This is a genomic window from Bradyrhizobium sp. Ec3.3, assembly GCF_000472925.1.
Classification (GTDB): domain Bacteria; phylum Pseudomonadota; class Alphaproteobacteria; order Rhizobiales; family Xanthobacteraceae; genus Bradyrhizobium.
Window position 1 is genome coordinate 42,420 of the sequence record NZ_AXAS01000029.1, and the last position, 25,595, is coordinate 68,014.

A 25,595-nucleotide genomic window follows, 5' to 3' on the forward strand; every position below is an offset into this window, starting at 1 on the left:
TTATTCTCATGCGCACGATCCATAATTCGATCCTAAGCCAGGACGTTTCGGCACTTGGCTTCGGATGCGCATCCTTGGGATCGCGAATAGGTACGACTGAAGGCCTCCGATCAATTGGCTATGCTTATGACTTGGGCGTAAATTGGTATGACGTTGCCCCTCCCTATGGGGATGGGCAAGCGGAGGGCATATTGGGCTCATTTCTAAAAGGGCGCAGAGATCAAATCGTCGTTTGCACAAAGGTCGGCATCGCTCGGCCTGAAATATCGCGTGCTAAAATGCTCCTCCGCTATCCTGCGCGATGGGCTATTCACGCATTTCCGGGCCTTCGAAAACACATCTCGCGAGCGCGTTCCGTAGGCAGTCGACCAGCATTGCTACCCACTACAATTCGAAGCTCTGTTGAGACTAGCCTTCGTCTACTCAAGACCGACTACGTAGATGTGCTCGCGTTGCACGAACCGAGTACTGAGGATTGTACAAGTCCACCGGTACTCGAAGCATTGGCAGACCTCCAACGGCAAGGACTCGTAAGAGCAATATCTATCGCCGGGTCGATTGATTCAATCTTGGCAGGCCGGTCTGCGTCGAACGTATTTCACGGAGCGCAATTTCCAGACGATCCCTTTGCTCAGAATTTGAGGAGTATTCTTCGCACGGATCAGGCTTCCAGCAAGTTTTTCCTGGTAACTCATAGCGTCTTCGCCCCCAGCGTTTTGAATCGGCTTAGCCAGCTGCTGAACGAAAGTGGAGGAGAAACCAAAATCGAAGGCAATCCCGCAGAACTCTTGCTCGACTACGCACTAGCCAACAACCCTATGGGGACCGTAGTGCTATCAATGTACTCGCGACGCCATATCACAGAAAACTGCTCAAGGGCGTCGCAGCCCATCGACCCATCCATAGTACAAAGAATTAATGATCTAGTCGCTTCCACGCTCGAAAAGTTGAGTATCACCCACTAGCCAATCATATTTATCAACGGTCCGTCGTTCGGGCGACACAAACAACAGAGGCGGGATACTAAGCGCATGGCCGAGCTTGCTGTGATCATTCTCACTCACAACGAATCCATCCATCTTGAACGAGCACTCCAGCACATCAAGAAAATCGCCAATGAGATTTTTGTCGTCGACTCCTTTTCGACGGACAACACAGTTGAAATTGCCGAATCGTTCGGCGCAACCGTGCTACGAAATAAATTCGTGAATTATGCCAAGCAGTTTCAATGGGCATTGGACAACGCGCCTATCACATCAACATGGATTATGCGCCTTGATGCGGACGAAATCATCGAACCTGATCTCGCCGCAGAAATCGCAAAGAAGCTTCCTGCCCTTTCGTCAGATGTGGTCGGAATAAATTTGAGACGAAAACTTGTCTTCATGGATCGCACCATAAGATTTGGTGGACGCGGCATACTCGTGCTCCTGCGTATCTGGCGCCGCGGCTTCGGCGAAATCGAGGACCGCTGGATGGATGAGCACATGATTGTTCGTGGAGGAGCAACAATAACCTTCGACGGGGGCTTCGCCGATCACAATCTTAACGACCTGACGTTCTTCACTGAAAAACACAACAAATACGCGACTCGCGAGGCCATTGACGCGCTCAATCAGAGGCTGCAATTCATGCCTCGCCCAGAAGGCCTGTCAATCGCGGCAAGTTCGTTCCAGGCTAGCGCCAAGCGGCTCTTGAAAGAGAAGGTTTACAACCGCATCCCGTTTCAACTTGGTGCGGGAGCCTACTTTCTATATCGTTACTTTTTTAAATTCGGTTTCTTGGACGGCAAAGAAGGTCTAATTTACCATGTTCTGCAAGGATTTTGGTACCGATTCCTGGTCGGGGCAAAAATTGAAGAACTACAACGATCGATTTCCAATTTGACAGATCCAGAAGAGATAAGAAGAGAGCTTCAGCGCGTTACTCGCCTTTCGTTAGCTCCTCCCCCATCTTCGTAGCATTCCAATTTCGATTTGTGGCTGTCGAAAGCGATATATTGCTCTCGGTTCAAGGACTCGCCGGAAAGAAGGCAAGGTGCCTACTTCTGAGAAATAGAATATGCGAAGGCACCCACATTCGCCATCACTCCTAACAACACATCTTCCCGGTGATAGCTACCAACTTGTAAGCTCTTACAATTTTCTGTGCCGGAATAGCACACCTTGACATGAATAATACGAGCGCATTTGTTGTTGATACTCACAACGTGATCGAAAAGCGCCCGATTCACGACGTGCGCACGCGAAGCCGCCTCCACATCCAAACAGGGGCGGTTCAGCGCATCTTTGATGACGACCGATGACCCAGATTGATCGGCTGGTCCCTGAAGCCTGAACCTCGATTGATTAAAGTTTGCTTGGCCAAAAACTGGCCAATTAACCAACAATGCGGAGCAAAGAAAAAGAGTCTTCAATCTGAGCTGAGATCCGGAAAGAATCATTAGCGCCATGGCCTTTCATCAATCTCAACGCCCGGAACATTCAGCTTTACGCCGTCCTGCATCAGCCTTCTAGCGAAGGTCTCTCGCGACTGGATATCAACACGCTCCACGCTGGCAAGCAGCCGGTAGCGCTCGTTCCAGCCTACAGTTGTCAAATTGATAATTGCCTGCTGGAGGAAATTACCATCAACTAAACCAGAAAACTCCAACACAATTCTCTCTTGGAGAGTCTCGCCGATCAGTGGAAAAGCTGCGAGTGCGAGCCTATTTCGCCTAAGTGCTATCCAGCCTTCTCGCGGGCCAGTTATATAGGATTGGTTGAGATAGCTCGCAGATGAGAGACTAAAGCCATTGCGGGCAATATCATCAGAGTACAGCTCTAGCCAGAGGAAGGAATCTGCTGGATTCAACAAGAGCGCCGACCTCACCCTCGCGCTTACTGCCTCAAGTTGATGATCTTGCTCTCCTGGGTCGCTCCCTCCTAGCGCTTCCTCACTGACGCGGCGGGCGGCTAATGCCCCAGCCCGCAAAATGTCAGGAGCAACATATAGCAACGGTAATTCGGATTCGATTTGCGTTAGCGCATCTTTCAGAGCACCAGCCCCAAACCTATCATGGTTCAGGATCTGAGCCGATAACCCTCGGGCTGGCCCCTCAAGTCTAAACGTCGGAAGGGCGAGTGAGGGCCACAGAATTCCGGCAAAGCCAAGCGCCGACAGGAGCCCGCGCATCAGTTTCGGACGAAATCTATTCTCATTGACATCATTCCACATAGCCGTAGCGGGTATAATACTTCTGGTAGTAGTACCGGCCATGATAGGACTCGTAGCGAGCGAGCATCTTGGTATCCGCCTTGTTTAAGACCACTCCGAGCAGCTTGTCCTGGATCGCAGACGCATTACGCAGCATGTGCCGAACGACATCCGTTTTTGTTTTGCCCCACTCCACCACAAAGACATAGGAATCAACATAGAGAGAGGTGACGCGCACATCAACGACCGGCGCCATTGGTGGCATGTCGAGTACTACATAATCGAATTTCGAGCGCAACGAGCTCACCAGATGATGCATGGCCTTCGAAGCAAGTATTTCGTTGGTGTGCAGGAGCTTCGAAGTCACGCCGGCCGGGAGGATTGACAATTTGGTCTCTGGATCGACGGTCAAGATATCGTCCAGCCGCGCCCTCTCCGCAATGACGTCGACCAAGCCCACCTTCACGTCTGGCACCAACGCCCGAGACAACGATGGATTGCGCAGGTCAGCATCGATCAGTATCACCCGTGCGCCACCATGCGCCATTAGATGCGCAAGGTTGGTCGCAAGCGTGCTTTTGCCTTCGTTCGGCAGGGTCGAGGTTACTGCCAAGACGCGCTGCTCGCGTACGATGGAGTTCAGATCCACAGCGACCTTGAGGGCACGCACTGCCTCCGTGAATCGGGAGAGCGGATTTTCCACCACATAACGCAACAGATTGGGCCGTTGCCCGCCCCTCTTTCCAAGCTTACCAGCGAGCGTGGACGGCTCGATGCCGAGCGCCGGCAGGATGGAGATGCAATTCGCGTCGAGTAACTCCTCCACTTGATCGGTAGTCCTGAACACACTATCGGTAAGCTCGCGCGCAATGGCGACGCCAAAGCTCAACATAAGGCCACCGAGCAAGGCCACTGCGAGAACCATCAGTGTTTTCGGAGAGCTCTTCCCCAACGGCTGCGTCGCCGCGCTGATCACTCGGGCCTCGGTGATTGGAAAGGATTGCTGCTGCACCGACTCCATGTATCGCTGCAGAAAGTTATCATACATCGCCTGGTAGGACTGCGCGTTGCTCTCCAGCTCACGAAGCTGGATCTGAGCTTGGTTAGTGAGCTGCGATTCCGACACGACGCTGGCTAGACTAGACTTAATGCTCTCCTCGCGCGTGAGGGCGATATCGTAGTCGCTCTTGTAGGATTCCTGAATACGCTTTAGTTCGTCCGTGATGTTCTTCTTGATTTCGGCCATTTGGGTGCGGAGGTTCACCGCGGCGAGATGGTCGCGGCCGTACTTCGCCGACCAGATCGATTCCTTTGCCGCCATGTCGACATACTGGGCGCGCAGCTTGACGATGGTGTCGTTCTTCAGCGCGTCCGTGACGTTAGCATCCGGAATATCCTGCCTGAGGATGTCGTTCATGCGGTCGAGCCGCGCCTTGGCCTCGGCGGTCGACGCATGCGCCAGCACCAGCTGGCTGTTCACTTCCGCGAGCTGCTGCTCGTTCATCAACCGGCCGCCGCTGTCGACGATGTTGTTGGCAATCTTGAAATCGACCACGGACTTCTGCGCGGCGGAAGCCTGCGTACGCAGCTCCTTGATGCGGTCCTGCAACCAGACACTGGCGCGGCGTGTCGCTTGGTACTTTGCCTCGAGCTGATCGACAATGTACGCGTCTGCGATTGCACTAGCAATTCGCGCGGCCTTGGCCGGATCGCGTGAGGTAAAACCAAGTTCCATCACATAGGTGAGTCCGAGGCGCTTAATCGTGCGGGCACTCTCGAACCGCTGCAAAGCCTTGCGCGTTAGTTCGAACTCGGATGGGGGACGGCTACTAGAGAACAGGCCGACGGTCGACCCAATTACAGCGCTGAGTAGCCCCCCTCCCCCGCCGACGAACTCGGGATCATCGACCAAATGAAGGTCACGGATGACAGCGAGGCTGATGTTCTCGGACTTAAGAATTTCGACCTGAGTTTCCACTGTGGCCGAATCCACCGCTACATCGCCCAAGATAGACTGTTGCTGGAACAGCTGGACCTTGCGGGTATCGATTACCATTGACGCCGTCGAAGTGTACTGCGGCGCTGCCGTGAAGAGATAGAGCAGGGCTAGAATCAGGCACGCCGAGACAATTGCGACCATGGTCGGGAACTGCCTACGGACGATGTCGAGATAAGAATTCAGCGTCTGGGAAGGAGCGGCTTCGGGTTCGCCAATCTCGCGGTTGACTCCTGAGGTCGGCTTATTCACCTGCAGCATTTCATGGGTCCTGAAATCATTCCGCTATCGAGTCCGTGATAGCGATCGCCGCGCAGAGGCGCGCACGAGGCGCGCCTTTGCAGCAAGGGGTCAACTAACGACGAGATCGTAGATGTGCTAGCGGGGGCTAACACTACTCGTCGAACTGGTTACCGACCCGGTCGTCGTCGTCGTCACTTGATTCGTTCTAGAGGCGCCGCTGCCGAACGTGGTCACGCCACCGCTTGAACCACCGGTCGCGCCGCCGCCGCCCGTCGCGCCGCCACCGCCCGTGCCGCCACCACCGGTGGCAGCGATCGCGACATCGCCCGTTGCGGCCTGATAGGCAGCGATGACGTCAGCGTTGCCGGTAGCTGCGATGGCAGTCTGGATCTCGTTGGCGTAGGCTTGGTCCTGCTGCGCGGCCATGCGGGCCACCAGCGCAAGGCCGGCCACGATAGCCCGCATCTGGTCCTTGGTGGTCGCGGGATTCTTTAGCAGCCCAATCAATCCAGCCAATGTCGTCGGATCGGAAGCGCCGAGGTCCCGCACGCGCGAGATCATCTGGGCACCGCCGTCCGGAAATTGCTGCAGCAGATTCGCGGGCGCTGACTTGAAGTCAGAAATCTCCTGGGCGGGAAGCTGGCGGTTCGGCGGGTAAACGGCTGCGCTCGCAGCCGAGACCATCGTTAGGGCGATTGCCACCGCGGAAGCCATCCGCAGCGCAAATCGAATGACGCCCATACATACCTCCTAAAAATCAGTAGCCCCGGACCGCGGGCAAAATGAATGTGCGATGCGGAACAGTAACGAAACAACCGAGAGCTGTCCACTTATTCTAAGAACTTCGTTAACCAGCAACTGCTTCAGAAATAGACAGTTTTGTGAATTTCCAGGCTGCGATCGCCCGCCTTAACAGCAATCTTAGAGCGCCTCCCTTCCCGTCCCGCGGGTGGGACTAGGCTGTCGAGCCTCCCAGACTGCTCGGTGGTGCGGAGGGACTGCGCCAGGCCGGCGCCAAAAAGCGCAAAGAACGGAATCGAGTAACCTGGGACCTGAAGCGTGAAATCGAGACAGGAATGCAACAATGAGAGACAGGCGGTTGCCGCCGCCGCAAGCGGGATGATGGCGTCGCGGCGTCGTTCGAGCACGCCCCTCGCCAGCATGATGAACATGACGACCCAAGCGAACGTGATCAAAAGCGTCAGCGGGATGCCGACCTCGGATGCCAGCTCCAGGGGGGTCGAATGCGCCGCATCCCAGATGCCGCGCATCGAGATGTTGGGGCTGCGATAAGGCGGGAAGGCCCACTGGAAGGTGCCCATGCCGGTGCCGAACCAGGGATTGTCGGCGATGATCCGCAGCGTGGATTTCCAGGCCTCCACGCGGCCTTCATCGACCAAGCCTTGGCTATCAAAGCGGCTCGAGACGCGCCCGCCGAGCAGCTGCAAAAGGCCAAGCGCAACGACCGCGCCCGCGCCAAACGAAATCCAGATGCCGGTGCGCGGTGGCAAGTCCCTGCGCAAGAAGGCGGTGAACGACACGATCATGGCGAGTAGCGACAAGCCGACGCCGGCACGCGAGGTCGTCATGAACATCGCCATCAGGCAGACCAGCAGCGCCAAAAGCTGGGGCAAGATTTCCCGTGGAGGAATCTCGGAGAGATCCCGCGACAGCCCCTTCCAGTCGAGGTGCCGCTCAGGGACGCGGCGCCGGACGTCCTCCATGATCAACAGCATCCAAATCACTGCGCAGGAGCCAAAATAGGCGGCCGCGGTGTTGCGGTTGATGAAGGTGCCGGTAACGCTGCCGAGATAGGCGGTCTTGTCACGCCACAGGATCATGGTGGGCTCGATCAGGAACGACAGCACGCCATAGAGCGCGTAGACGGCACCGGAGACGGCGATCACCCAGAGCAGGCGGCGGGCTCGCTCGCGGTCTGCTCCCATGATGATCCCCAAGATGATCGCAAGGATGTTCGCAAGCGCTGCGCCCAGCGCGAAGAACGCTTCGTTCTTAACGATGGAGGCAGACGGCGTAATTGGGGTGCCGAGCAGATCGGATGTCTGCTTCCAGATCGGATGGGAGGGCGCCACCCAGGGATGGTCGGAGAGCTGCTCGTGCAGCACGAACGCATATCCGGCCACGATGACCCCGATCCCTGCGATCATCGACACATGCTCACGCCGAAGATCTCGCGTCGAGGCAAGCATCAGCGCAAGACCCAGGCACAGGCACCAGAACGCGATGGAAAGGTCGTTGGTTGACCCAAACGGAAACGGCGCTGAGGCCACCACAAAGAAAAGGATAAAGGCCGCGGGCAGATTCCGCGACCAGCGTATGTTTAGAGGGCCTAGGCGCATCTCATTCTTTGGGCTGACAGCCAAGCTGTCGTTAGACCAGGAGCGTCGCTAAAAGAAGCAATCAATCGGATAGATCTTCAGATCCACGTTCAATCGGCTGTTTCTGGTTTGCGCCCGAAACGCAAAGAACGGCCCGCCATCATCACTTGACGGCTCGAGCTTGATTCCGGGGGTGAGTTCGTCCGGCGGCACCAGAAGCCCGATGTGGCGGTTGATCGCGGAAATCTCGATTCGATCGCGGCCCTCGCCAAAGCCTCCCGCAAGCTGAGTGACCGTGACCTTCGGTAAGCCCCGACGTTGATGACACGCCTCCTCCTCCCAGATCTTCGTTTGCTTGACCAGCGGTTGGCCCGCGGCCTCAGGGACGACGATATCGGAAAAGGACGGTCGCAGCATACCGAAAAACCGGCTCTCTTTCGAGTTGGCTGACAGACGCACGGTAAACGACAGCGATCCCTTCGCGCCGGAGAGATCTCTAAGGAGTGGCGCGTTCGGCTCCGCCGACACGATCACGTCGATCCGATGCCGCACGCCAAGGCTCGTTTGAGCCGACGCCATCCCGTTGCCGAGCCAAAGCGCCGCGGCAATCATAAAGAGCGCGCGGCCTAGCCAGCAGCCTTGCATGTGGTTTCCTCTGGGTTAAGCGAACCGCCCCCTCAACGAAAATGGCACCGAGACAAAGCCCCGGTGCCATTTCTTTGTCGTTCGGATCGCCGGATCTTACGGCGCGGTCTTGATGTTGTTGCGGAAGATCAGCGATTGGTTCGCGAGGGCAACCGTATCGTTGCCGGTATTAATCCACACCCGCAGGTAGGTCAGGAACTTCGTGATTTCGACGTTGCGCGAGTTCGAGATGTAAATGATGTCTTGATTCTTCATCATGACCTTGGTGGCGAGGAAGAAGCCAGCCGGATCACGGAGGTTCACGTTGAAGATGACCGGGATCGTCTCAGAGGTGTACTTGCTGACGTCGACGCCAAGCTCCGCAGCAACCTCACGCGGCTCGGCGCGATAAAGAAACACGGCCGCCGGATCGGCCAGCCCGTCCAGAAGGCCGCCCGTTTTGCCGACCGCTTCTGCCAGGTTAAGGCGCCACGCGTCAAAATTGAACTCTTGGCCCAGGCCGGCAATATTGGCGGCCGCGCCGGTCGCACCCAACGCGATAAACTTCTGCTGTTCGCGATAGACGTAGATACTGTCGTCCGGGCGCACGTAGATGTTGTTCTCAGGCGCCATGACCATGTTTTCAAACGGCACGGTGGCGCGCTTGCCACCACGCTCCAGCATGACCCAGGTCTCGAAGCCCTGGCCCTTGATGCCGCCGGCGCGGGTGATGGCGTCAAGCACCCTGTCCTTCGCACCCGCCGCGCTCGCCGGGAAACGGATGGGCGCGTTGACTTCGCCCTGCACGCTGATGAGCTGCGTCCGCTGCGAGGACATCGCCACAACGACCTGCGGCTCGATGGCGCGGTTGGCGATCTTTTCGACGATCGAACGCTGGATTTGCACCGCCGTAAGGCCCGCCGCCTTGACCTGACCGGCATAGGGCACGGTGATGAAGCCGTCATTGTCGACCGTTTGATCCGGGATGGTCACGAAGTTGCCGGGCCGGACGCCGGCTTCAGCCGGGATGAACAGACCACCCGCCGCGGCCTCGAAGATGGTGACGGTAACGACGTCGCCGATGCCGAACACGATGCTGACCGGCGGGCGCTTGTCGGTGAACGCGCCTGCGAGGCCCTTGGGCTCGTGGGTATGAAGAATCTTAACCGTGGCCGGGTTGAGCGGCACCAGCTCATACTCCGGCGCGCTCGCCGTCTGCACATGATTGTTAACGTCGTCGGTCAGCGGCCCCGAACCGGGATTGGTCGAACAGGCGCCAAGGGCCAAGGCGACCAGCAAAAGCGCCGGCTTGAAAAGCTGAGTCTTGGCAAAGAGATGCATGAATGGCGTCCCAACAGTCCCCAATTACCGGGAAGTGGTACGGCCTCACTGGCCTCGCGACAAGAGTTCCCACCCCAAACGGATGGTTAACGGGGGCTATCAGTTTGCGAGTGTTGCGCCGCTGCAACTTAGGGAAACCAAGGTTAAGCCATTGTGACCATTTGTTGTAACTCGTTTGCCCGAATGACGGGCAGACCGCGTCAGTAGTGTGCGCAGTTCCCAAAGGTCGGCGGTCTCTGCTAGAAGGCCTCGCCCCCTGCAATGGACTTCTGGACGTGCCTTTTTTCGCTGTTGGACTGATCGGACTGTTTGTGGCGGGCACGGCCGGCCCGGCTCCGCCCTTGCGGTTGGAATCTGGTTGCAACCTCCAGATGCCTCCAGTGGTCTCCCCCTCCTGCCCCGCCCTGGTTCGGGTCGCGGCGTCCTCCGTCTGGAAGTTCACCCGTACCCAGGGGACCAAGGACGGCGAGAGCTTTGCCGCCATCATGAAGACCGCGGACACGACCCAGTCCGATCTGGACTTCGCCGGCCTGATCGTGCGCTGCGCGCCCAAGGGCAAGATCGACGTGCTGATCGCCCTCATTCGCCCGTTTCCACCGCGGAGCCGCCCCGAGGTGACGATCGCCGCCGGCGGCAGCTCGCTGACCTTCGAGGCCAGCATGGCGGGCGCCGGCACCGCTGTCCTGTTGCCCGACGAGGTATCGGCCTTTGCCGCAGGCAAGTGGCAGACGACGCCCTCGCTCGCTATCAGAGTGAAGGAAAACGACAGCGAAATCAAAGGCGTGATTGCACTCGGTGGACTCCGCGAGGCCTACGCCTCGCTGGTCGCGAATTGCAGCCAGTAGAATCTGCGCTTCCCACTTAATCCTGCTTTAGGGTCTGGAACCTAAAGTCCGGAACATGGGGAGTGTTTCGGATGGCTGAGCTCTTGATCTTCAGTTTTCTCGTCGGCGCGGTGCTCGGGCAACGCTTTCGCGTCATGGTGTTGATGCCGCTGACGCTTGCGATGGCGCTGGTCACCATCGTGATCGGTTTTGTGGCGCACCTCGCCTTCTTCGACGGCTTGAAAGGCTTCGCGTGCTGCGCTCTCGCGCTTCAAGGCGGTTATCTGTTCGGATCGTTTGCCCGGTTCTGGCTCGCTGCAGCACGTGCCTCTCGCGTGTTTGCGCGCCCGTTGAAGACCGCGCGCTGATTTCATCCCCATGATCCCGCGCGTTCGGCGGGTCGTGATGCGGCGCGCCGCTTGAAAACAGACTGACGGCTTGTATGGTGGCCTCTCGTTGGTTCAGGCCTTTCCTCGAGCGCGCCGTTTGTCTCTCGCCTATTTCGCCCTCATTCTTTCGGTCGTTTCTGCTTCCATCCTTGAGATCGCTGGCACCACCTTCGGCGCACAGCTCGGGATGGCGGCTGCCGCGTTAAGCCTGCTGGCGGCGTCGCTCAATGCCGGAAAGGCCGACTACGACCATTATCTGCGGGCGACCTCCTGGGTCCGCTGGGTTCTGATTGTCATCCCGATCTTCATTGCCGCCCAGCTGCTGCCGGCCTGGCTTGCCCTGGCCCATCCGATCTGGACCAGCGCCTATGATGCGCTCGGCGGCTTGCCGCTCGGCTATATTACCGCCGATTTCGGCCAGACGCTGAATGCGCTGTTCTTGGCGCTCGCCGCGCTCTCGCTGCTCGGTGTGACCATCACTGTCGCCCGCGACCGCCGCCGTGCCGAGCTGATCTTGTTTGTGTTGAGCGGGGTCACCACCCTGTCAGCTCTGGTCTTGGATCTTCGCATCTCGCCGGCGCTTGCGGATGGCCTTGCGGCTCCCCTCGGCGGCTTTGGTCTGCTGCTCAATCTAGCGGTCATGCAGTTGGCCGCCGAGCGGGCCGAGACCCATCACGCCCTGTCGCGCTCGATCGCGACCGGCCTCTATGGCCTGGTCGGCGCGCTGATCACCGCGTTGGCCGTTTATGGATTTTCAAACACCAACAGCGCGGTCGCCATAAGCTTCGGCATCGTGCTGTTCTTGCTGATCCTGATCATTCGTCGCCTGGACCTGTCGCCGCTCGCAGCCTCAGCGCTGGCGGCTGCCGCCCTGATCGGAGCCGGCATCGTCCTGACCTTCGTTTTCGAGAAAGACTCCGGCTCTGCCCTGTTGCGGCTCTCACCTGAATTGGCCGGGGACGCCAAAGCCACGCTTGAGCGGATGCTGGCCGATACACGCTGGCTCGGCGGCGGCGCCGGCGGCTTTGCGGCCCTGGCGCGGATCTACCAAAGTGACGCGGGGGAATCGCTGGCCGCGCCTTCGACCGCGACCGCAATCTTCGTGGATATGGGCTGGATCGGTCTCGCAGCCGTGATCGCGGTTACAGCGGCACTCCTGCTGCGTTTGGTCTTCGGTGCCTTGACGCGAGGCCGCGATTCGTTCTTCGCAGCGGCTGCCGCAGCGTGCCTCTGCTTTGCGCTTGTCGAGGCCTTTGCCGGTCCGGGACTGTTGCGGCCGGCGGCAGCCTTTTGCCTTTCGGTCATGGTGGGACTTGGGCTGTCGCAGAGCGTCAGCCAGTCCTCACGATAACGGCCTCAACGTTAGACGTTGCGATCACCGAGCGACGCCCAATAGTTCGGGTTCTTCGGCGTCTGAATGCGCACCCAGCGATAGGGCTTCTTCGACCACGGCAGGATGTGCGGGGTAAGATTGTCCAGCACGAGATCGCCAGAGAGGCTGCGCACCACGACGACGAGGTGATGTTCGCCCCAGGTGGTCACGACCTCGCTGAGCAGCACCGAGCGGGCCGGAAAGCCTTTCGCGATCAGATCGTGGCGTTTTGTCACAGCGTAGTCGTTGCAGTCGCCGCTGCTCGGGTGCAGCAGCCACTTTTCACCACGAAGGCCCTCGAGATTCGGCTCGGGCCGGATCGCGGCGTTGACCTGCTGGTTCACGTCCTGAAGCTGTGCCACGCGCTCCGGCGTCAGTTTCAGCCGACCGCCCCTGAACACCATGCGCGGCGGCTTGCACTCGTTGCCGTACTTCAGGCAGAACATCGTGAATGCCATCGGCGGCAGCGTCGGCTGATCGAACTTGATGTATTGAATGGCCCCGCGCAGGTTCATCGGCGCGCCGACGAAGGCCGCCTCGGCACTCTGCTGAACCCCGATCGCAGCGCCGAGCCCGGCGGCCGCAACGGTTAGGAATTTTGCTACTTTGCGCATTGTGCGCCCCCCGTTTTGTCTTCGGGAGACCCTACAAAAGGCGTCTTGAAATACGGCTCATCGGGGAAGCGGCCATTGAATCAAACTCAAGGCAACGCTCTCTGAAACAATTAACAATACCGGGCAGACACTTGCTCTGCTAAGAGCAGCGATGATTTTCGGCGCTGAAACCGGCGATTCGACCGACCCAATGGGCCTTTCCAGACGCTCTCGTAAGCAGACCAAGCCCCGGCTTCCCGATGGCGTCCGCATCTATGCGATTGGAGACGTGCATGGTCGCTCCGATCTGCTTCAATCCCTGTTAACCGTGATCGATGCGGATCTCGCACACTCAGCGCCCATACGCGCCATCCAGGTCTTCCTTGGCGACTATGTCGACCGCGGTCCTGACTCGCGCGGAGTACTCGACCTCCTGATCGAGCGCTCAAGGACCCACGAGACGGTGTGCTTGAAAGGCAATCACGAGGTCTTCCTGCTCGAGGTGTTGAAGGACCCGGCCCGATTGCAGGACTGGCGCCACTATGGCGGCCTGCTCACGCTGGTCTCCTACGGGATCACGCCGACCATGAATCCCACCGCGGAGGAGCAGGTCGAGCTGATCGAGGGGCTCAAGCGCGCAATGCCTCCCGAGCACCTGGCGTTCCTGCAGCAGCTCCCCTCCTCCTTCACCTGTGGCGACTTCTTCTTCGTCCATGCCGGCGTGAAGCCGGGTATCCCGCTCGAGCGACAACGCGATGAAGACATGCTCTGGATCCGCGAGGAATTCCTGACGTCCGAGGAGCGCTTCGGAAAATATGTCGTCCACGGCCACACGCCGGTCAGCGCGCCGGATATCCGAGCGAACCGCATCAACATCGACACCGGCGCCTACGCCACGGGCAACTTGACGCTGTTATCGATCCAAGGCGATAGTCTGCTTGCGATCTAGCCCTTTACGCACGGCATTTCCGGCCCGCTGCAGAATTAGCTTTTTAGAGTTCATCCTATGCACCCGACGAACTGGCTTCGCGGCCTTGGTATCAGCATTGCGGCGATGCTGATCCTTTACGCCGGGGTGAGCCTCTATGGCGATCTCACGCTGCAGAGAGTCCGCGCCAGCGACGTGTTCGCAAGCCCCCTTGGGCCGGCGAATGCCAACGCGTCCGGCAGCTTTGCGCGGCTGGTGTCGTTTGACGGCGACTTGCTCGCAAGCGACGCGGCGCGGATGACGGCTCAGGTCATCCACCATCCCGCCAGCGACGCAAGCGGTCGGGCCGCGGAGAACAAATCGGCGCAGAACGCTGTCACGGCCGCGCTGAAGATTTCTCCGATCAGACCCGCGCTTTGGCTGGCGCTCGGTACGCTGAAAGCCGAAATGCGCGAACCGGCGGCAGCATCGCTGAAGATGTCCTATTTGACCGGGGCGGTCCCGGTGGACGTAGCATTTTCCAGGCTTCAGACCGTGACATCGACCTCGGCTGCATCTGACGAGGACATTCGGCTCCTGGCCCAATCGGACATTCGGTCGGCGCTTGCGAGCCGCGCACGCTTCGAGGCGCCGTTGGTCGCGGTCTATGTCCAAGCATCGCCGGAAGGGAAATCGCTTCTGCGCGACACCACGCAAATCATCGATCCCAAGTTCAACGCGTTGCTGAAGAAGTATTAGTTATTCGATTCAGATCTCAGCGCCTGGACCCTGGCGCGATCGGCACGAAATCCCCTTCACGCCGCGGCTGGTCCGATCGGCCCTGATAGACAAAAGTGCCCTTCTTGGTCGTGACGATGTCGCCGCGCTGCAGGCTTTCGTCGTTGAGGACGCGTTCGCTTGCGACGATTTCCGGGTCCTCCGGGATCGGGACATAGAGCTCTGGGTGTTCGCGGCGCTCGCGCGCGACGTCCTTTGCCCGCCGCCTTGCTTCTTCAACCCGTTGCCGCCACTCCTCGCGCGAGGGCTCGGGTGGCCCGGGCAAGATAAAATCGTTGGCCGTTGGCCCAGGCTCCTCCTGCGCCAAGCAGGCGGGCAGCGATTGGAAAAGTCCGATGGCAAAAACGACAACGGCAATAGTTCGGGAGCCGTGTCTTCCCTGCGCGAGTATCGAACCGGTGCGCCGAGCAGTCTGCAACGTCACAGTTCCTCAAGAATGGGTGCCCGGGGACAAGGTGGACGGCCGCCTGGGTCTCAAGCTTACCTCGTCCTCAATTGCAACACAGCCCATTCACTTGCAATCTTTACGTTGCAACTCACTGGCTTGGGCTGTGTTTCGCACCGGCTTCTCCGACGCCGATCAGTCGGTGATGGGCGCGTCACCGCCGGCTTGAGGCGCTGCCTCGCGTGCTGCTTCCGCGCAAAGGCTGGGCGCGACCGCCCCTGGTAAGCGGCGCCTGGATCCGGCTCGGAATGTTGGGGGTGGCGTTTTTGGAGGCGCGGACTGGGACGGGTTCGTGATGATCACGTTGCGGTTAGGCGTCGAGGGGTCATTGCCCCCTGAGCCCAGGCGCCGGCAGGCCCGACAAGCGCGACTACGATCAAAGCCAAGCGTTTCATAGCGCATCTCCCGAGCGAGAACGTCCCCGGGGCAGCCACCGTTCCCATAAGGCTTAGTAACGGGGAATTGTGGTCAGCTTGCTATCTTTCCAGACCCGTTGCGCCGCCACGACGCTGGGCAAACTCCCCGTCGCAAAGTTCCGAAAAGTCGTCGGCCGCGACGGGTCCTCGGTGGTCTGCGTCTTTTTGGTGTCCTGGGCGCTTTTTCCGGGAAAGTTGGCCGGATCCTTGACGCCTTGCGCGAAGGTAGGCTGCACCAGGACGGTGGAAAGCATTAAAACTGCGCGCGGTCAAACACCGGAACAAGAAGTTTTGCGGAATGTCACAGGTTTTGGTGCAAAAGCAAGCGCAGATCCTCCGCTGCCGACGCGCCGTGCAAGCACCTAGCGAGACCGCGTTTTCCGAGCTACTTGATTGGCCTTGATGACCGACCCCGGCGATACCGCGGATACGACCCCGAAGACGCAGGCGATGCGCGCCGAGTTTGTCCGCGTCCTTTCGGAACAAGTCCGCGCCATCTCAAGCGACCCCAAGCAGATGCGGGAGATGGTCTATGAGCTCGCCCGCATCAAGCTTTTGGAGCAGTTTACGCACGCAGACGCTCGCGAGTCTCGCCAGACCCTGCAGGTCCTGGACCACGCCATAAGGGAGGTCGAACGGTCCTTTGCGCGCAACGCTGCTTCGCCGGCTGTCGCAGCTCAACCGCACTCCGTCTCGACAGATTTTCCGCCTCCGCTCCCAAACCTCGAAGCGGAGACGCGCCGTCCCGTCACGCCATTGCCCCCGCCGCCAGCTGATCGCGCCAAAAGAGCCGGCACCTTCAACTCCATCATTCGACTGGCCGCCATCCTCGTGCTCGTTGCGATTGTTGGCGCCGCGATCGCGTATTGGCCGCGGGTGAGAACGCAATTCGCGGCGTTATCGCAACATTCCGAAACGGCTGCGCAGCCTGAACCAGCACCGCCGCCGCGCGCGAGTGAGACTGCCGAGCGGCTTCCGGACATACCCAAAGAGGCGCCCCAGCCTGCGCACCCTGCGATGCCTCTGCCGATCGCATTTGGCGTCTACGTCTTAAGCGATGGCCAGCTTCAAGAGCTAAAGATGGTGCCCGGTAAGGTCCCCGATCGCCGCGTTGCCATTTCGGCCGCGATCACCACGCCAAGCGCAACCACGGTCACCAGTGGGGATGTCAAGTTCATCGTGTTCAGGCCTGACGGAGGCATCGACGCCAGCGGCAACGAAGTCCGAGTCGTCGCAAAAGTATCGCGTGCCATGGGCGTCGATGCGACCGGAAAGGCGGCGGTGGTCAACGCCGGCGATGCCTGGGTCATCCGCAGCATGTCGTTCCCGTACAAGGTCGGTCCGGTCGAGGATCAGCCCAGGATGGTGTTGCTGCAGCCGGAACAGGACGGCTTCACACTCACCCCGGGCCGCTACATCGTGGTGGTCAAGGGCATGGGCTATGACTTTACCGTCGCCGGTGACGTGACCGACCCGAACCAGTGCGTCGAGCGCATCAACGCGACCAACGGCGCGTTCTATTCGCCCTGCCCGCCGCCGAAACGATGACTATTTGCTCGGTTTGCTGTCCTTCGGCGTGGCCGCCGGCGCGTCGTCGACCTTGCCGTTGTTCTCAACGCATTTGTTGAAGTAGTCGCGCTGCTGCTTGGCCGTTCCCTTGGTGCTACCTGCGGCGGGATTGCCGATCTGCTTCGGCGGAAAGGCTTTGGCGACAGCCGCATCACACGCGCGTGCCACCTCGGCGGTAATCGCAGAAGCAGTCGCGGGCGCGACCAACGTCAGGACAAATGCAAATCCAATCGCCTTGCGCGAGATGCTGAAAATCACCTGTTGCTCCATCGCTTCCAAAAGAGTTTCCTTCTGGAACATAGCAAAAAGACTCGGCCGTCCAAATGCCCAAATGCCTCATCGCAGAGCTGAGGGAAGAGAGGGACTTAGAAGGCGATCAGCCCTCTCGCGGCCGCCAGGGCCACCGCGCCCACATGGGTCTGTTCGGCAAATTCACCGGATAGCATGAGTGCACGCAGCTCACCCAACGATGCCGAGCTCACGCAAATGCCGGGCTCCTCTACAAAATCAGGTCGCCGCCCGGCGGTCCGAATAAAGAACGAATAGGTCGTGTTGCTGATCCGGCTGGAGCATGTTGCGCCTTGGCCGATCAGTTCGATGGTCTTCGTTGGATACCCAGTTTCCTCGAGCAGCTCTCGTGCCGCGGCGGAGAGCGGATCTTCATTCGGGTCAAGCAGTCCCGCAGGCAGCTCAAGGGAAAATCGTTCGATCGCGGGGCGATACTGCCGAACCAGCAGGACGCGGGAATCCGGCGTTATCGCCAGGGCGACGACATAGTCGGGCTGGGCGATGGCATAGTAGCTTTCGACGGAGGCCTGGTCGAAAAACTGCACGTCCCGTACGATGACGTCGAGCCAGGGCGACACGGCCAGGCGCGTGGTCGCAAGGATCTTCGGAAGACTATCGGCCATTCAAAGAGGCTCCGCATTTTGCGCGCCGGAGCGCGCGCCTTCCCTCTCGTACTAGGCGAAGCCCTCGCATCTTCCAACACGATTTGCGATTCTGCGCCGTTTCGCCTACCAGAAGGAAACTGAAAGCGGCTTCCCCGCTAGCGAATTTGTTTACTTTACCGGGACATACGTTGTTCGATTCTGGCGACGGTTAAGTCCGAAGAGGCCAAGAAGTTCAAAAATGCTGCGATCGCGGCGGTCAAAATCGAAATCCGAAAAGCCGCGCCTGCCGGCCGGCATTCGCATCTACGCCATCAGCGACATTCACGGCTGCGCCGATCTGCTTGCGCAGATGTTCACCGTCATCGATCGTGACCTCGCGTCCGGCACCACCGACCGCGCGATCCACGTCTTTCTCGGCGATTACATCGATCGCGGCCCGGATTCCAACCGCACCATCGAGCTCCTGGTCGAGCGCGGCCGCAAACACGAATCGGTGTTTCTGAAGGGCAACCACGAATCGTTCCTGTTCGACGTTCTCGAGGACGCATCGCAATTGCACGGCTGGAAGCAGTTCGGCGGGCTCCAGACCCTGGTCTCTTACGGCCTGCGGCCTTCGGTGAACCCCGACGCCGAGGAGCAGGCGGAGCTGGTGCGACAACTCGCGCAAGCCATTCCTCCGCATCACCTGCACTTGCTGAAAAACCTTCGTCCCCGCTTCGTGTGCGGCGATTTCTTTTTCGTTCACGCCGGCGTCAAGCCGGGCGTCGCCCTGGCCAAGCAGCAAGAGCGCGACATGTTGTGGATTCGCGATGAATTTCTCGAGAGCAATCAGAACTTCGGGAAATACATCGTGCATGGTCACACGCCCGTCCAGCAACCCGACCTGCGCCCCAATCGCGCCAACATCGACACCGGCGCCTATGCAACGGGCAACCTCACGCTTTTGACCATTCAGGGCGATCGTCTGCTTGCGCTGTGAATGGCGCGTTCGGGACCGAGCGATCTCGTCGCGCGACCAGATTCGAAATCCGATTCAGCGGGCGGATTTTCCAGCGGCTTCAGGAATCGCCGCTCCCTAATCTACGATCTCGGGCGCGAAGGCCGCGCCTAGTTTGTCGTCGTCGGCCGGTAGTCCGGAAAACGGCTCAGCATCGCCGCTTTCAAGAACTTGAAATGCGCAATCGAGGAGCCGAGTTCCTTGAGCCTGCGCTGGCCGTTCTGGATCTCCTTGTCGAACAGATCCTGATGGTGGCTGTCGAGCGCTTCCCGCTCGAGGTACTCGTCATCGCCATTGCCGATGGTCACCGCGGCCCGCGCCAGCACGTCCTCGACGCGGCGGCTCAGGCCTTCCTGCTCGCGCTCGGCCGCCTGCAAGGCGCTCTCGATGGCGGCCATGATGGCCTCGATGCGGGTCCGGTCGGTCTCGGCGTCCCGCTCGGGTGACCGCGCGCGAAACACCTGCTCGCCGCCCAGGCGATCCCTCAGGAAATTGTGGGTACGGGCCCGCAAGAACAGCTGGAACATCCGCGCATTCTCCGGTCTGAAGCGCCAGACCAGAAGATGGGTCCGGCATGGTTAATAAAGGCTAAAGTTGCTGCCCTGCTCCTTGCGACTTTGCGCCATCCAGGCCTTCCAGGCGCCTTCGTGCTTGGCGTAGAGCTCCAGCCAGCGCTGTTCGCCATCGGCCACCCACCGGCCTCGTTCATCATGCGTTGCCGGCCTGCCCTCCCGATGGAGGATCGACTGGCCGTCCAGCCGCTCGAATTCGAACGTCTCCTCATGCGTCAGGCCGATCAAAACGCGCCGCCCCACCTCATCGATAAAATATCGGCGTGGCGCATTGTCCCGCAGGCTAGTCATGGCGCGTCCCCTCAATCGCGATCCAGGGACCGGTCAACGCGTCGAGACGTCGACCATAGATCCTGACAAAAAGGGGAGCACCCACGAGCGCCCCGATCAGAGCAATCAGCCAGATCATCAGGTAAGACCCCAATCAACGCAACACGAACGGCAATCAATTACTTGCAAAATTCGTGCGCAACCTAGCTGCCAAGTGCCGAGCGAACAACGGCGATCCCGATTTTAACCTAACCCGACATGGTTACCCCCGATGATCGTCGCACACCCAACGCCTGGGCTAGGTCGTCATCCCTCAAAATGCCCGTCGGGTGCTGGCCAGCGGCGCAGAGCGGGAGGGATCATAGGGGGCGTAAAGCCGCTGGCGCTCCCGACGCTTGTGAGATCGCCACGCACGCATCGCGTAACCAAGGCCGAAACCAGCGAAGAAGATCAAGAGCAGGATCAGGACCGGCGCCATCGCAATCTTTCCATTTGCGGAACGTTTCGATCTCCCCGGACGCTCTGTTCATTCGCGCCATTCTCATCGTCCAGTTGTGACGACATCATGATGAACGTCGCTGAATTTCTTGTCACGCTTGAGATTTCTTTGGGCAGCACTCTGCTTGCGAACTAAACTTCGATGCTCCTCAACCGAGGAACCAGAGGAACAACTTCACCAACAACAGCGCGATGAAGTAGACCCAGCCTGCTATCGCAATCAGCGTCACGCCGAAAAATGCGCCATCGAATGCCCGCTGTCTGATCTTTGTAAGCGGCAACGCCGTTAGAGCTCTCTGCAGCATGTCGATATTCACGTCGTTGTTCGCGCAGGGACATAGCAGACCGAATTCGACGATCTCGTGACGCACCTTGTCGCGCGCAAGGAAGGCAACGTGATTCTTCGGAGATGACAGCAATGCGCTGTGCGTGTGCAACCGGATTTGATTTTCAATCTGGTGGATTGCACTGAGTTCGTCTTTGCGTCATCGATCGCCGCCCCGCGGTCCGGAACATGCAATCAACTGGCCAGTTATCCATTCAACGTCATTGGGCTGGAATGGTCAAACTCGTGAAGATTAAGGCTAACGGACAGGACCGATTTGACCACCCCGGTCTATGCACACTATCAATGGCCCGATTCAGATAATTCTTCCCCTGCCAAGCCGCGGAGACGACATGACCAACCGACCGACTGTCCTCGTTACCGGAGGCGCCGGCTATATCGGCTCGCACGCCTGCCGCGCGCTCGTTGCGGCCGGCTATCAACCCGTCGTCTACGACAATCTGTCCACCGGACATAAGAGCTTCGTCGCGAGCCCGCTGGTGACCGGCGATCTGCTGGACGAGGCAACGCTCGCGCGCGTCTTCACCGAACACGAGGTTTCCGCCGTGATGCACTTCGCGGCCGCGAGCCTGGTTGGCGAGTCCGTCATCGATCCGCAGAAGTACTACATCAACAATGTGCTGGGCACGCTGTCGCTGCTCAAAGCCATGCGCAACGCCGGCTGCCATCGCATCGTGTTCTCCTCCACCGGCGCGGTCTACGGCAATGCCGATAGCAAGGCGCTGCCGGAGAATTTCGCCTGCGCACCGATCAACCCCTACGGCGCATCGAAATGGATGATCGAGCGCATGCTCGCGGACTATCGCGCAGCTTATGGCTTCGGCGCGTTCTGCCTGCGCTATTTCAATGCCAGCGGGGCTGATCCTGCCGGCGGCATTGGCGAGCTGCGCGACAACGAGACGCATCTGATCCCGCGCGCCATGATGGCGCTGCAGGGGCATGTCGGTGACTTCGCCGTGTTCGGCGACGACTACGACACGCCCGACGGCACCGCGATCCGCGACTATATCCACGTCACCGATCTTGCCGCCGCGCATGTCGCTGCGCTGAAACTGCTGCTCGAGGGACACGCCGGCGGCAGCTTCAATCTCGGCACCGGCACCGGTTTTTCGGTGCGGGAGATTCTCTCCGCGATCAGGCAGGAGACGGGGCGCGAGGTGCCACACGTGATCAAGCCGCAGCGACCAGGCGACCCGACCTACCTGGTCGCCGATCCCTCCGCCGCACGCAAGGTGTTGGATTTCGTGCCGTCTCATTCCGATCTGCCGACAATCATTCGTACCGCCTGGGCGTGGCACCAGAAGGCCCATCCGCTGCAGCAGACGTGACACGGTGCGGCTGCTAATCCGCCGCGCCAAAATGACTATCCGTGAGAGCGCAGCATCGCTCTCCGCAGATATCAGCGCTCACGGATCGACCTCGGCGAAAAAAACTCCCGTGTTTGTACGGAGCCGCGCGCGCTGATTTCGTCGCGGTAAGGTTGAGCGGTTAGCTTAATCCGCGGTCTTTGTTGCGAGTTTTCGCCAATAGCTTATCCCTCTTGCGCACCGGGCTCCCCCAAGGCCCGGCCCCACCCAAGCAAAGCCGTCGAGCGAACGTGGGTCGCTTGGCGGCTTTGTCGTTGTGTTAAGAGGATCGTTGTCGTCATGGCGCGCAAGCCCTGGTCGTTCAAGGAAGACCGCCGGTTAATGGAGCTAGCCAAGTCTTCAATTACGTTGGAAGAGGCGGCGAAACAGCTGGGACGATCGCCCGACGCTGTCAAGCGCATGGCTCTGCGACTTGGTCTGTCGCTCAAGCCCAAGGCCGCCAAGAAGAGCTGAGGCCCGACGGGCAGGCTTTCAGAATTCTCCGGAACGGCCGCTCGATTCAGGCGGTCTCGACCTTTGGCTGGCGGCCGGCTCTGGACGGCTTAAACCTTATCTTAGCGCCTCGGAGGGTAGGATTCGGGCAATCCTATCTTAACCACCTCGCCGACCGGATGAAACCAGCGCGGCCGCCCGTCTCCCTCATTGCGCTCGTGCTCGCGAGCACGCTGCTCTTTGGTCTGGCGGGCCACCTTGTCGCGACGAGCTTCATCCGCCATCAGCAGGCGCGCCAGCTCGACGAATTGACCGAGGTGGTGCTGCGCCGTTCCGAGTTCGCGATCGACTTTGCCGCTGCGAGCCTCGACGAGCTCGCGGGCCGCGGACTTGCCGATTGCAGCCCCGCGTCGCTCCAGGCGATCCGTCTCCACGTCTACCAGCGTTCCGCGGTCAAGGACGTGCGTCTCGTCAATGCCGACGGCTCGGTGATCTGTTCGGCCTATTCGGAGACGCTGGAATTCGACAAGGGCTGGGTCGACCGCACCGACATGCTGGGGTCACGCGATGCGGGATTGCTCCTGTTCCGCGTCGAGCAGTTCGGCGGTGACGCGCTCGGCGTGCTCCGCGACATCGACCGCAGGAAGGGGTTGGTCGCGATCCTCGGTGTCAATTCGAGCCTGTTCGACATCATGCCGGCCGAACTGCGCGCGCATAGCGAGGTGCTGCTCGCGCTGAGCAATGGCGAAAAGTTAGGCGAGTTCATGCTCGACGCCGACAAGGCACTGCGCGAGACCACCGAGTTCGACAAGAGCTCGGCGCGATATCCGCTTCGCACCACCATTCGCGTCGAGCGCGCGGTGCTGTCGACGTGGAATTCGGAAGTCTATTGGCCGGCGATGGCGCTCGCTCTCGCGCTCGGCGTCCTCTTCGGCATCCTGCTGTCGCGGACCCGGCGCATGGAAGGCCCGGTCGCGGATCTCGACAGCGCGCTCGCGCGCGGCGAGTTCAAGCCGTATTTCCAGCCGATCTTCGCGCTGCGCACGGGCCGGATCATCGGCTGCGAGATCCTGGCGCGCTGGCTGCGCGAGGACGGCTCAGTGGTCCCGCCCATGAATTTCATCCCGCTGGCCGAATCCAGCGGGCGCATCCAGGGCATGACCTGGCAGATCCTGGGCAGCGCGCTTGCCGATCTGCAGCCGCACCTGAAGGCGGACAAGGACTTCAAGCTGTCGCTCAACGTCGTGCCAAAGCACCTCTTGAGCGCCGGCTTCGTTGAGACGTTGCGCAGCACGGTGTTGTCCGCAAAGGTCTCGGCGCGGCAGATCATGGTCGAGGTGACCGAACGCGACGAGCTCGACGATCTCGCACACGCGGCGTCCGTGGTGCGCGAGCTGCGCGACTACGGATTCCGTGTCGCCATCGACGACGTCGGCGTCGGCCACAGCGGCCTGTCGCGGCTGAAGGGATTGGGCGCCAACACCATCAAGATCGACAAGTTCTTCGTCGACACTATCACGGTGGATGCGTCGACCACGACGATCGTCGAGATGCTGGTCGAGCTTGCGCGCGAGCTGCACATGACGGTGGTCGACGAAGGCATCGAGACCGAGGAGCAGGTCCGCGCGCTGATCTCCTGCGGCGTCGAGGAAGGCCAGGGCTATCTGGTTGCGGCGCCATTGCCGTTCGCCAGGTTCATGGCGCTTCTGGACGCACGGCGCCGGGAAACCGGGTCGGATGACACAACCACTGAGACGCCTCTCGTCGCCTAGCCGCGCGCGGCGAACCACGGTCAACCATGTCCACGAAAGGGCAGCCACGTTCCCGCCCGAGGGAGCACGACATCTTAACGATACCGGCAGCTTTTCCGGAGCCTTGTCTTCCGTTGCTCTATGGTAGGGCATGACCCGGAACAAGCTCATTGCCGCAACGGGCCTTTGCCTCGCGCTGATCGTCTACGCCACTCTTGCTGCGCTGACGGGGCGGCCGGTGCTGATCGGCCATGCCGAAGCCTATTGGGTCGTCGTGATCGAACGCTTTAGCGCCTATGGCCTCTTGGGCTTCCTGCTGGCCTTCCTGCTGCCCGGGCGCTTCACCCCGGCCTGCCTGCTCGTGGTCGGCGTCGCCATTTCGCTCGAACTCCTGCAAGCGCTACGGCCGGACCGGGATGCGGCGTTCTTCGACGTCATCCAGAAGGCGGCCGGCGGCGTCGTCGGGGTCAGCATCGCGCAGACCGTTCTGGCGTTCTTGCCCCGGCCGCACTCCTGATCCGGCACTTTCGCGCCTTGCCATGGCGGCATCGGCAACAGAGCCGGTCGGCAGCAGACTTTGGTCGGTAGCAGACTTGCCGAATGACGCCTTGCCCGCCTATTGTCCCGCGGACAATCGAGGAGAGACGTCACCCATGATCAGAATTGTAATTGCGCTTGTGGCAGCTTCGCTGATCGCCGGTGGAAGCGCGTGGGCTCAGACCACCTCTTCGAACGGAATCCGCAGCGGATATGGCGCTCCGGCGGGTTCGCCCACGTCGACGACGCCCACGACGTCAACTTCGACCACTTCGTCAGGCACACGCAATGTGGGAACCGGCCAGGGCCGCACCGAGGGAGCGATGGGCCTCACCCCACAACTCCAGAAGGAACTCGGAATTCGCCGCCAGCAATAGGCAGGAGCCGTAACGGCCGGAGTCTGTCGGCCTTCGCGGAGCGCTGAGCGACTATTTCGCCATCTGCCCGCGGAGCTCGCCCCCCGGATTCGCCGCGGTGTGGATGTTGGCGTACCACTTGCCTGCCAGAAGATCCGCGGCCTGTGCGTCAGAGAGCGTGGCTGTGCCCTGGATCGGGCTCTGGGCCGACTTGAAGGGCAATGCGATGCCGGCGTTGTTGCCGGGCTCGCTCGGGCCATGGAAATGCGCGCCAACCGCAGGCCCGGTCAGACCTGAATAGGTGACCGCATAGGTCAGGACCTTGCTGTCGGTATCGAAGGTCGCCTCGGCCTTGCCGGAGCCGGGACTAGAATTCGGCGGCACCTCGTTGCTGCCCTTGAGCTCGGCCGTCAGCTTGATCACCTCGGCACTGGCCGTCGTGCCCAAAACTGTCGCACCCAAGAGTATTGCACCCGCCAGACGCACGGCTTTCTTCATGACATCCTCCCCAACCTCCAGATCGTA

At 60.1% G+C, this 25,595-nt stretch carries 30 protein-coding genes; 13 read left to right on the plus strand and 17 right to left on the minus strand.

What is annotated here, in order from left to right; translation table 11 throughout:
- Nucleotides 1–8 precede the first annotated feature (8 nt).
- Nucleotides 9–965 carry an aldo/keto reductase gene (locus tag YUU_RS62760; protein ID WP_084801555.1) on the plus strand — a complete coding sequence of 319 codons (957 nt, stop codon included), beginning with the start codon at nucleotides 9–11 and terminating at the stop codon, nucleotides 963–965.
- Between the two features lie 66 nt (nucleotides 966–1,031).
- Complete coding sequence (locus YUU_RS0125150) at nucleotides 1,032–1,961, plus strand: glycosyltransferase family 2 protein (RefSeq protein WP_027524867.1); 930 nt, start codon at nucleotides 1,032–1,034, stop codon at nucleotides 1,959–1,961.
- Between the two features lie 80 nt (nucleotides 1,962–2,041).
- Here the strand turns inward: YUU_RS0125150 and YUU_RS58900 are convergent, their stop codons facing one another.
- From YUU_RS58900 to YUU_RS0125180, 7 genes are all read right to left on the minus strand, one after another.
- Complete coding sequence (locus YUU_RS58900) at nucleotides 2,042–2,452, minus strand: hypothetical protein (RefSeq protein ID WP_156944506.1); 411 nt, start codon at nucleotides 2,450–2,452, stop codon at nucleotides 2,042–2,044.
- Entirely contained in the window at nucleotides 2,443–3,258 is an 816-nt protein-coding gene (locus tag YUU_RS0125155; protein WP_156944507.1) for a hypothetical protein, read from the minus strand. The genes YUU_RS58900 and YUU_RS0125155 overlap by 10 nt, the downstream gene beginning before the upstream one ends.
- Nucleotides 3,206–5,452 carry a polysaccharide biosynthesis tyrosine autokinase gene (locus tag YUU_RS0125160; RefSeq protein WP_027524869.1) on the minus strand — a complete coding sequence of 749 codons (2,247 nt, stop codon included), beginning with the start codon at nucleotides 5,450–5,452 and terminating at the stop codon, nucleotides 3,206–3,208. The genes YUU_RS0125155 and YUU_RS0125160 overlap by 53 nt, the downstream gene beginning before the upstream one ends.
- A 117-nt stretch (nucleotides 5,453–5,569) precedes the next feature.
- Nucleotides 5,570–6,175 carry a hypothetical protein gene (locus YUU_RS0125165; RefSeq protein ID WP_027524870.1) on the minus strand — a complete coding sequence of 202 codons (606 nt, stop codon included), beginning with the start codon at nucleotides 6,173–6,175 and terminating at the stop codon, nucleotides 5,570–5,572.
- Nucleotides 6,176–6,297: 122 nt separating this feature from the next.
- Nucleotides 6,298–7,602 (minus strand): O-antigen ligase, encoded by a 1,305-nt coding sequence (locus YUU_RS0125170; RefSeq protein WP_245288093.1) that lies wholly within the window; start codon nucleotides 7,600–7,602, stop codon nucleotides 6,298–6,300.
- 240 nt (nucleotides 7,603–7,842) lie between these two features.
- Entirely contained in the window at nucleotides 7,843–8,385 is a 543-nt protein-coding gene (locus YUU_RS51740) for a hypothetical protein (RefSeq protein WP_051389902.1), read from the minus strand.
- 129 nt (nucleotides 8,386–8,514) lie between these two features.
- The gene (locus YUU_RS0125180; protein WP_027524872.1) at nucleotides 8,515–9,738 is read right to left on the minus strand and encodes a polysaccharide biosynthesis/export family protein; all 1,224 of its coding nucleotides are present in this window, start codon (nucleotides 9,736–9,738) and stop codon (nucleotides 8,515–8,517) included.
- Nucleotides 9,739–10,109: 371 nt separating this feature from the next.
- On the opposite strand from YUU_RS0125180, the gene YUU_RS0125185 reads away from it, so the two are divergent.
- The 3 genes from YUU_RS0125185 (at nucleotide 10,110) to YUU_RS0125195 (ending at nucleotide 12,302) form a co-directional block, all read left to right on the plus strand.
- Nucleotides 10,110–10,583, plus strand: a complete 474-nt coding sequence (locus YUU_RS0125185) for a hypothetical protein (protein WP_051389893.1) — start codon at nucleotides 10,110–10,112, stop codon at nucleotides 10,581–10,583.
- Between the two features lie 71 nt (nucleotides 10,584–10,654).
- On the plus strand, nucleotides 10,655–10,930 hold the full coding sequence (locus tag YUU_RS0125190; RefSeq protein ID WP_027524874.1) for a hypothetical protein: 276 nt from the start codon (nucleotides 10,655–10,657) through the stop codon (nucleotides 10,928–10,930).
- Between the two features lie 118 nt (nucleotides 10,931–11,048).
- Nucleotides 11,049–12,302, plus strand: a complete 1,254-nt coding sequence (locus YUU_RS0125195) for a hypothetical protein (protein ID WP_027524875.1) — start codon at nucleotides 11,049–11,051, stop codon at nucleotides 12,300–12,302.
- An 11-nt stretch (nucleotides 12,303–12,313) separates the two neighbouring features.
- Here YUU_RS0125195 and YUU_RS0125200 read toward each other — a convergent pair whose 3' ends face one another.
- On the minus strand, nucleotides 12,314–12,937 hold the full coding sequence (locus YUU_RS0125200; RefSeq protein ID WP_027524876.1) for a transglutaminase-like cysteine peptidase: 624 nt from the start codon (nucleotides 12,935–12,937) through the stop codon (nucleotides 12,314–12,316).
- A gap of 190 nt (nucleotides 12,938–13,127) precedes the next feature.
- On the opposite strand from YUU_RS0125200, the gene YUU_RS0125205 reads away from it, so the two are divergent.
- Entirely contained in the window at nucleotides 13,128–13,865 is a 738-nt protein-coding gene (locus YUU_RS0125205; protein WP_027524877.1) for a metallophosphoesterase family protein, read from the plus strand.
- Between the two features lie 57 nt (nucleotides 13,866–13,922).
- Nucleotides 13,923–14,582 carry a hypothetical protein gene (locus tag YUU_RS0125210; RefSeq protein WP_027524878.1) on the plus strand — a complete coding sequence of 220 codons (660 nt, stop codon included), beginning with the start codon at nucleotides 13,923–13,925 and terminating at the stop codon, nucleotides 14,580–14,582.
- Nucleotides 14,583–14,598: 16 nt separating this feature from the next.
- On the opposite strand, the gene YUU_RS0125215 is transcribed toward YUU_RS0125210, so the two are convergent.
- Both YUU_RS0125215 and YUU_RS0125220 read right to left on the minus strand, forming a co-directional pair.
- Nucleotides 14,599–15,045, minus strand: a complete 447-nt coding sequence (locus YUU_RS0125215) for a hypothetical protein (RefSeq protein ID WP_245288094.1) — start codon at nucleotides 15,043–15,045, stop codon at nucleotides 14,599–14,601.
- Between the two features lie 469 nt (nucleotides 15,046–15,514).
- Nucleotides 15,515–15,736 carry a hypothetical protein gene (locus YUU_RS0125220; RefSeq protein WP_027524880.1) on the minus strand — a complete coding sequence of 74 codons (222 nt, stop codon included), beginning with the start codon at nucleotides 15,734–15,736 and terminating at the stop codon, nucleotides 15,515–15,517.
- Between the two features lie 148 nt (nucleotides 15,737–15,884).
- On the opposite strand from YUU_RS0125220, the gene YUU_RS0125225 reads away from it, so the two are divergent.
- Nucleotides 15,885–17,030, plus strand: coding sequence for a hypothetical protein (locus YUU_RS0125225; protein WP_027524881.1), 1,146 nt, complete (start codon nucleotides 15,885–15,887; stop codon nucleotides 17,028–17,030).
- Here YUU_RS0125225 and YUU_RS0125230 read toward each other — a convergent pair whose 3' ends face one another.
- Nucleotides 17,031–17,351 (minus strand): hypothetical protein, encoded by a 321-nt coding sequence (locus tag YUU_RS0125230; RefSeq protein ID WP_245288095.1) that lies wholly within the window; start codon nucleotides 17,349–17,351, stop codon nucleotides 17,031–17,033.
- Nucleotides 17,352–17,416: 65 nt separating this feature from the next.
- The gene (locus YUU_RS55240) at nucleotides 17,417–17,962 is read right to left on the minus strand and encodes an NUDIX hydrolase (protein WP_051389894.1); all 546 of its coding nucleotides are present in this window, start codon (nucleotides 17,960–17,962) and stop codon (nucleotides 17,417–17,419) included.
- A gap of 220 nt (nucleotides 17,963–18,182) precedes the next feature.
- Here YUU_RS55240 and YUU_RS0125240 point away from each other — a divergent pair, with 220 nt between their 5' ends.
- A complete protein-coding gene (locus tag YUU_RS0125240; RefSeq protein WP_027524883.1) occupies nucleotides 18,183–18,923 on the plus strand; it encodes a metallophosphoesterase in 741 nt (246 codons plus the stop codon).
- Nucleotides 18,924–19,051: 128 nt separating this feature from the next.
- On the opposite strand, the gene YUU_RS0125250 is transcribed toward YUU_RS0125240, so the two are convergent.
- The 3 genes from YUU_RS0125250 to YUU_RS58905 form a co-directional block, all read right to left on the minus strand.
- On the minus strand, nucleotides 19,052–19,468 hold the full coding sequence (locus YUU_RS0125250; protein WP_027524884.1) for a hypothetical protein: 417 nt from the start codon (nucleotides 19,466–19,468) through the stop codon (nucleotides 19,052–19,054).
- 51 nt (nucleotides 19,469–19,519) lie between these two features.
- Nucleotides 19,520–19,804: a hypothetical protein gene (locus YUU_RS0125255; protein WP_027524885.1), complete on the minus strand. Its 285-nt coding sequence runs from the start codon at nucleotides 19,802–19,804 to the stop codon at nucleotides 19,520–19,522.
- A gap of 626 nt (nucleotides 19,805–20,430) precedes the next feature.
- Nucleotides 20,431–20,598: a hypothetical protein gene (locus YUU_RS58905; RefSeq protein WP_156944508.1), complete on the minus strand. Its 168-nt coding sequence runs from the start codon at nucleotides 20,596–20,598 to the stop codon at nucleotides 20,431–20,433.
- Between the two features lie 361 nt (nucleotides 20,599–20,959).
- Here YUU_RS58905 and galE point away from each other — a divergent pair, with 361 nt between their 5' ends.
- From galE to YUU_RS0125290, 4 genes are all read left to right on the plus strand, one after another.
- Nucleotides 20,960–21,955, plus strand: a complete 996-nt coding sequence (galE, locus tag YUU_RS0125275; RefSeq protein WP_027524886.1) for a UDP-glucose 4-epimerase GalE — start codon at nucleotides 20,960–20,962, stop codon at nucleotides 21,953–21,955.
- Nucleotides 21,956–22,273: 318 nt separating this feature from the next.
- A complete protein-coding gene (locus tag YUU_RS60345; RefSeq protein WP_198031824.1) occupies nucleotides 22,274–22,447 on the plus strand; it encodes a hypothetical protein in 174 nt (57 codons plus the stop codon).
- Between the two features lie 158 nt (nucleotides 22,448–22,605).
- Entirely contained in the window at nucleotides 22,606–24,198 is a 1,593-nt protein-coding gene (locus YUU_RS51755) for an EAL domain-containing protein (RefSeq protein ID WP_051389895.1), read from the plus strand.
- Between the two features lie 130 nt (nucleotides 24,199–24,328).
- Nucleotides 24,329–24,694: a VanZ family protein gene (locus tag YUU_RS0125290; protein ID WP_027524887.1), complete on the plus strand. Its 366-nt coding sequence runs from the start codon at nucleotides 24,329–24,331 to the stop codon at nucleotides 24,692–24,694.
- 198 nt (nucleotides 24,695–24,892) lie between these two features.
- Here YUU_RS0125290 and YUU_RS58910 read toward each other — a convergent pair whose 3' ends face one another.
- Together YUU_RS58910 and YUU_RS0125300 are read right to left on the minus strand one after the other, a co-directional pair.
- Nucleotides 24,893–25,048, minus strand: coding sequence for a hypothetical protein (locus YUU_RS58910; RefSeq protein ID WP_156944509.1), 156 nt, complete (start codon nucleotides 25,046–25,048; stop codon nucleotides 24,893–24,895).
- 94 nt (nucleotides 25,049–25,142) lie between these two features.
- Entirely contained in the window at nucleotides 25,143–25,568 is a 426-nt protein-coding gene (locus YUU_RS0125300; RefSeq protein ID WP_027524888.1) for a CHRD domain-containing protein, read from the minus strand.
- Nucleotides 25,569–25,595: the final 27 nt, after the last annotated feature.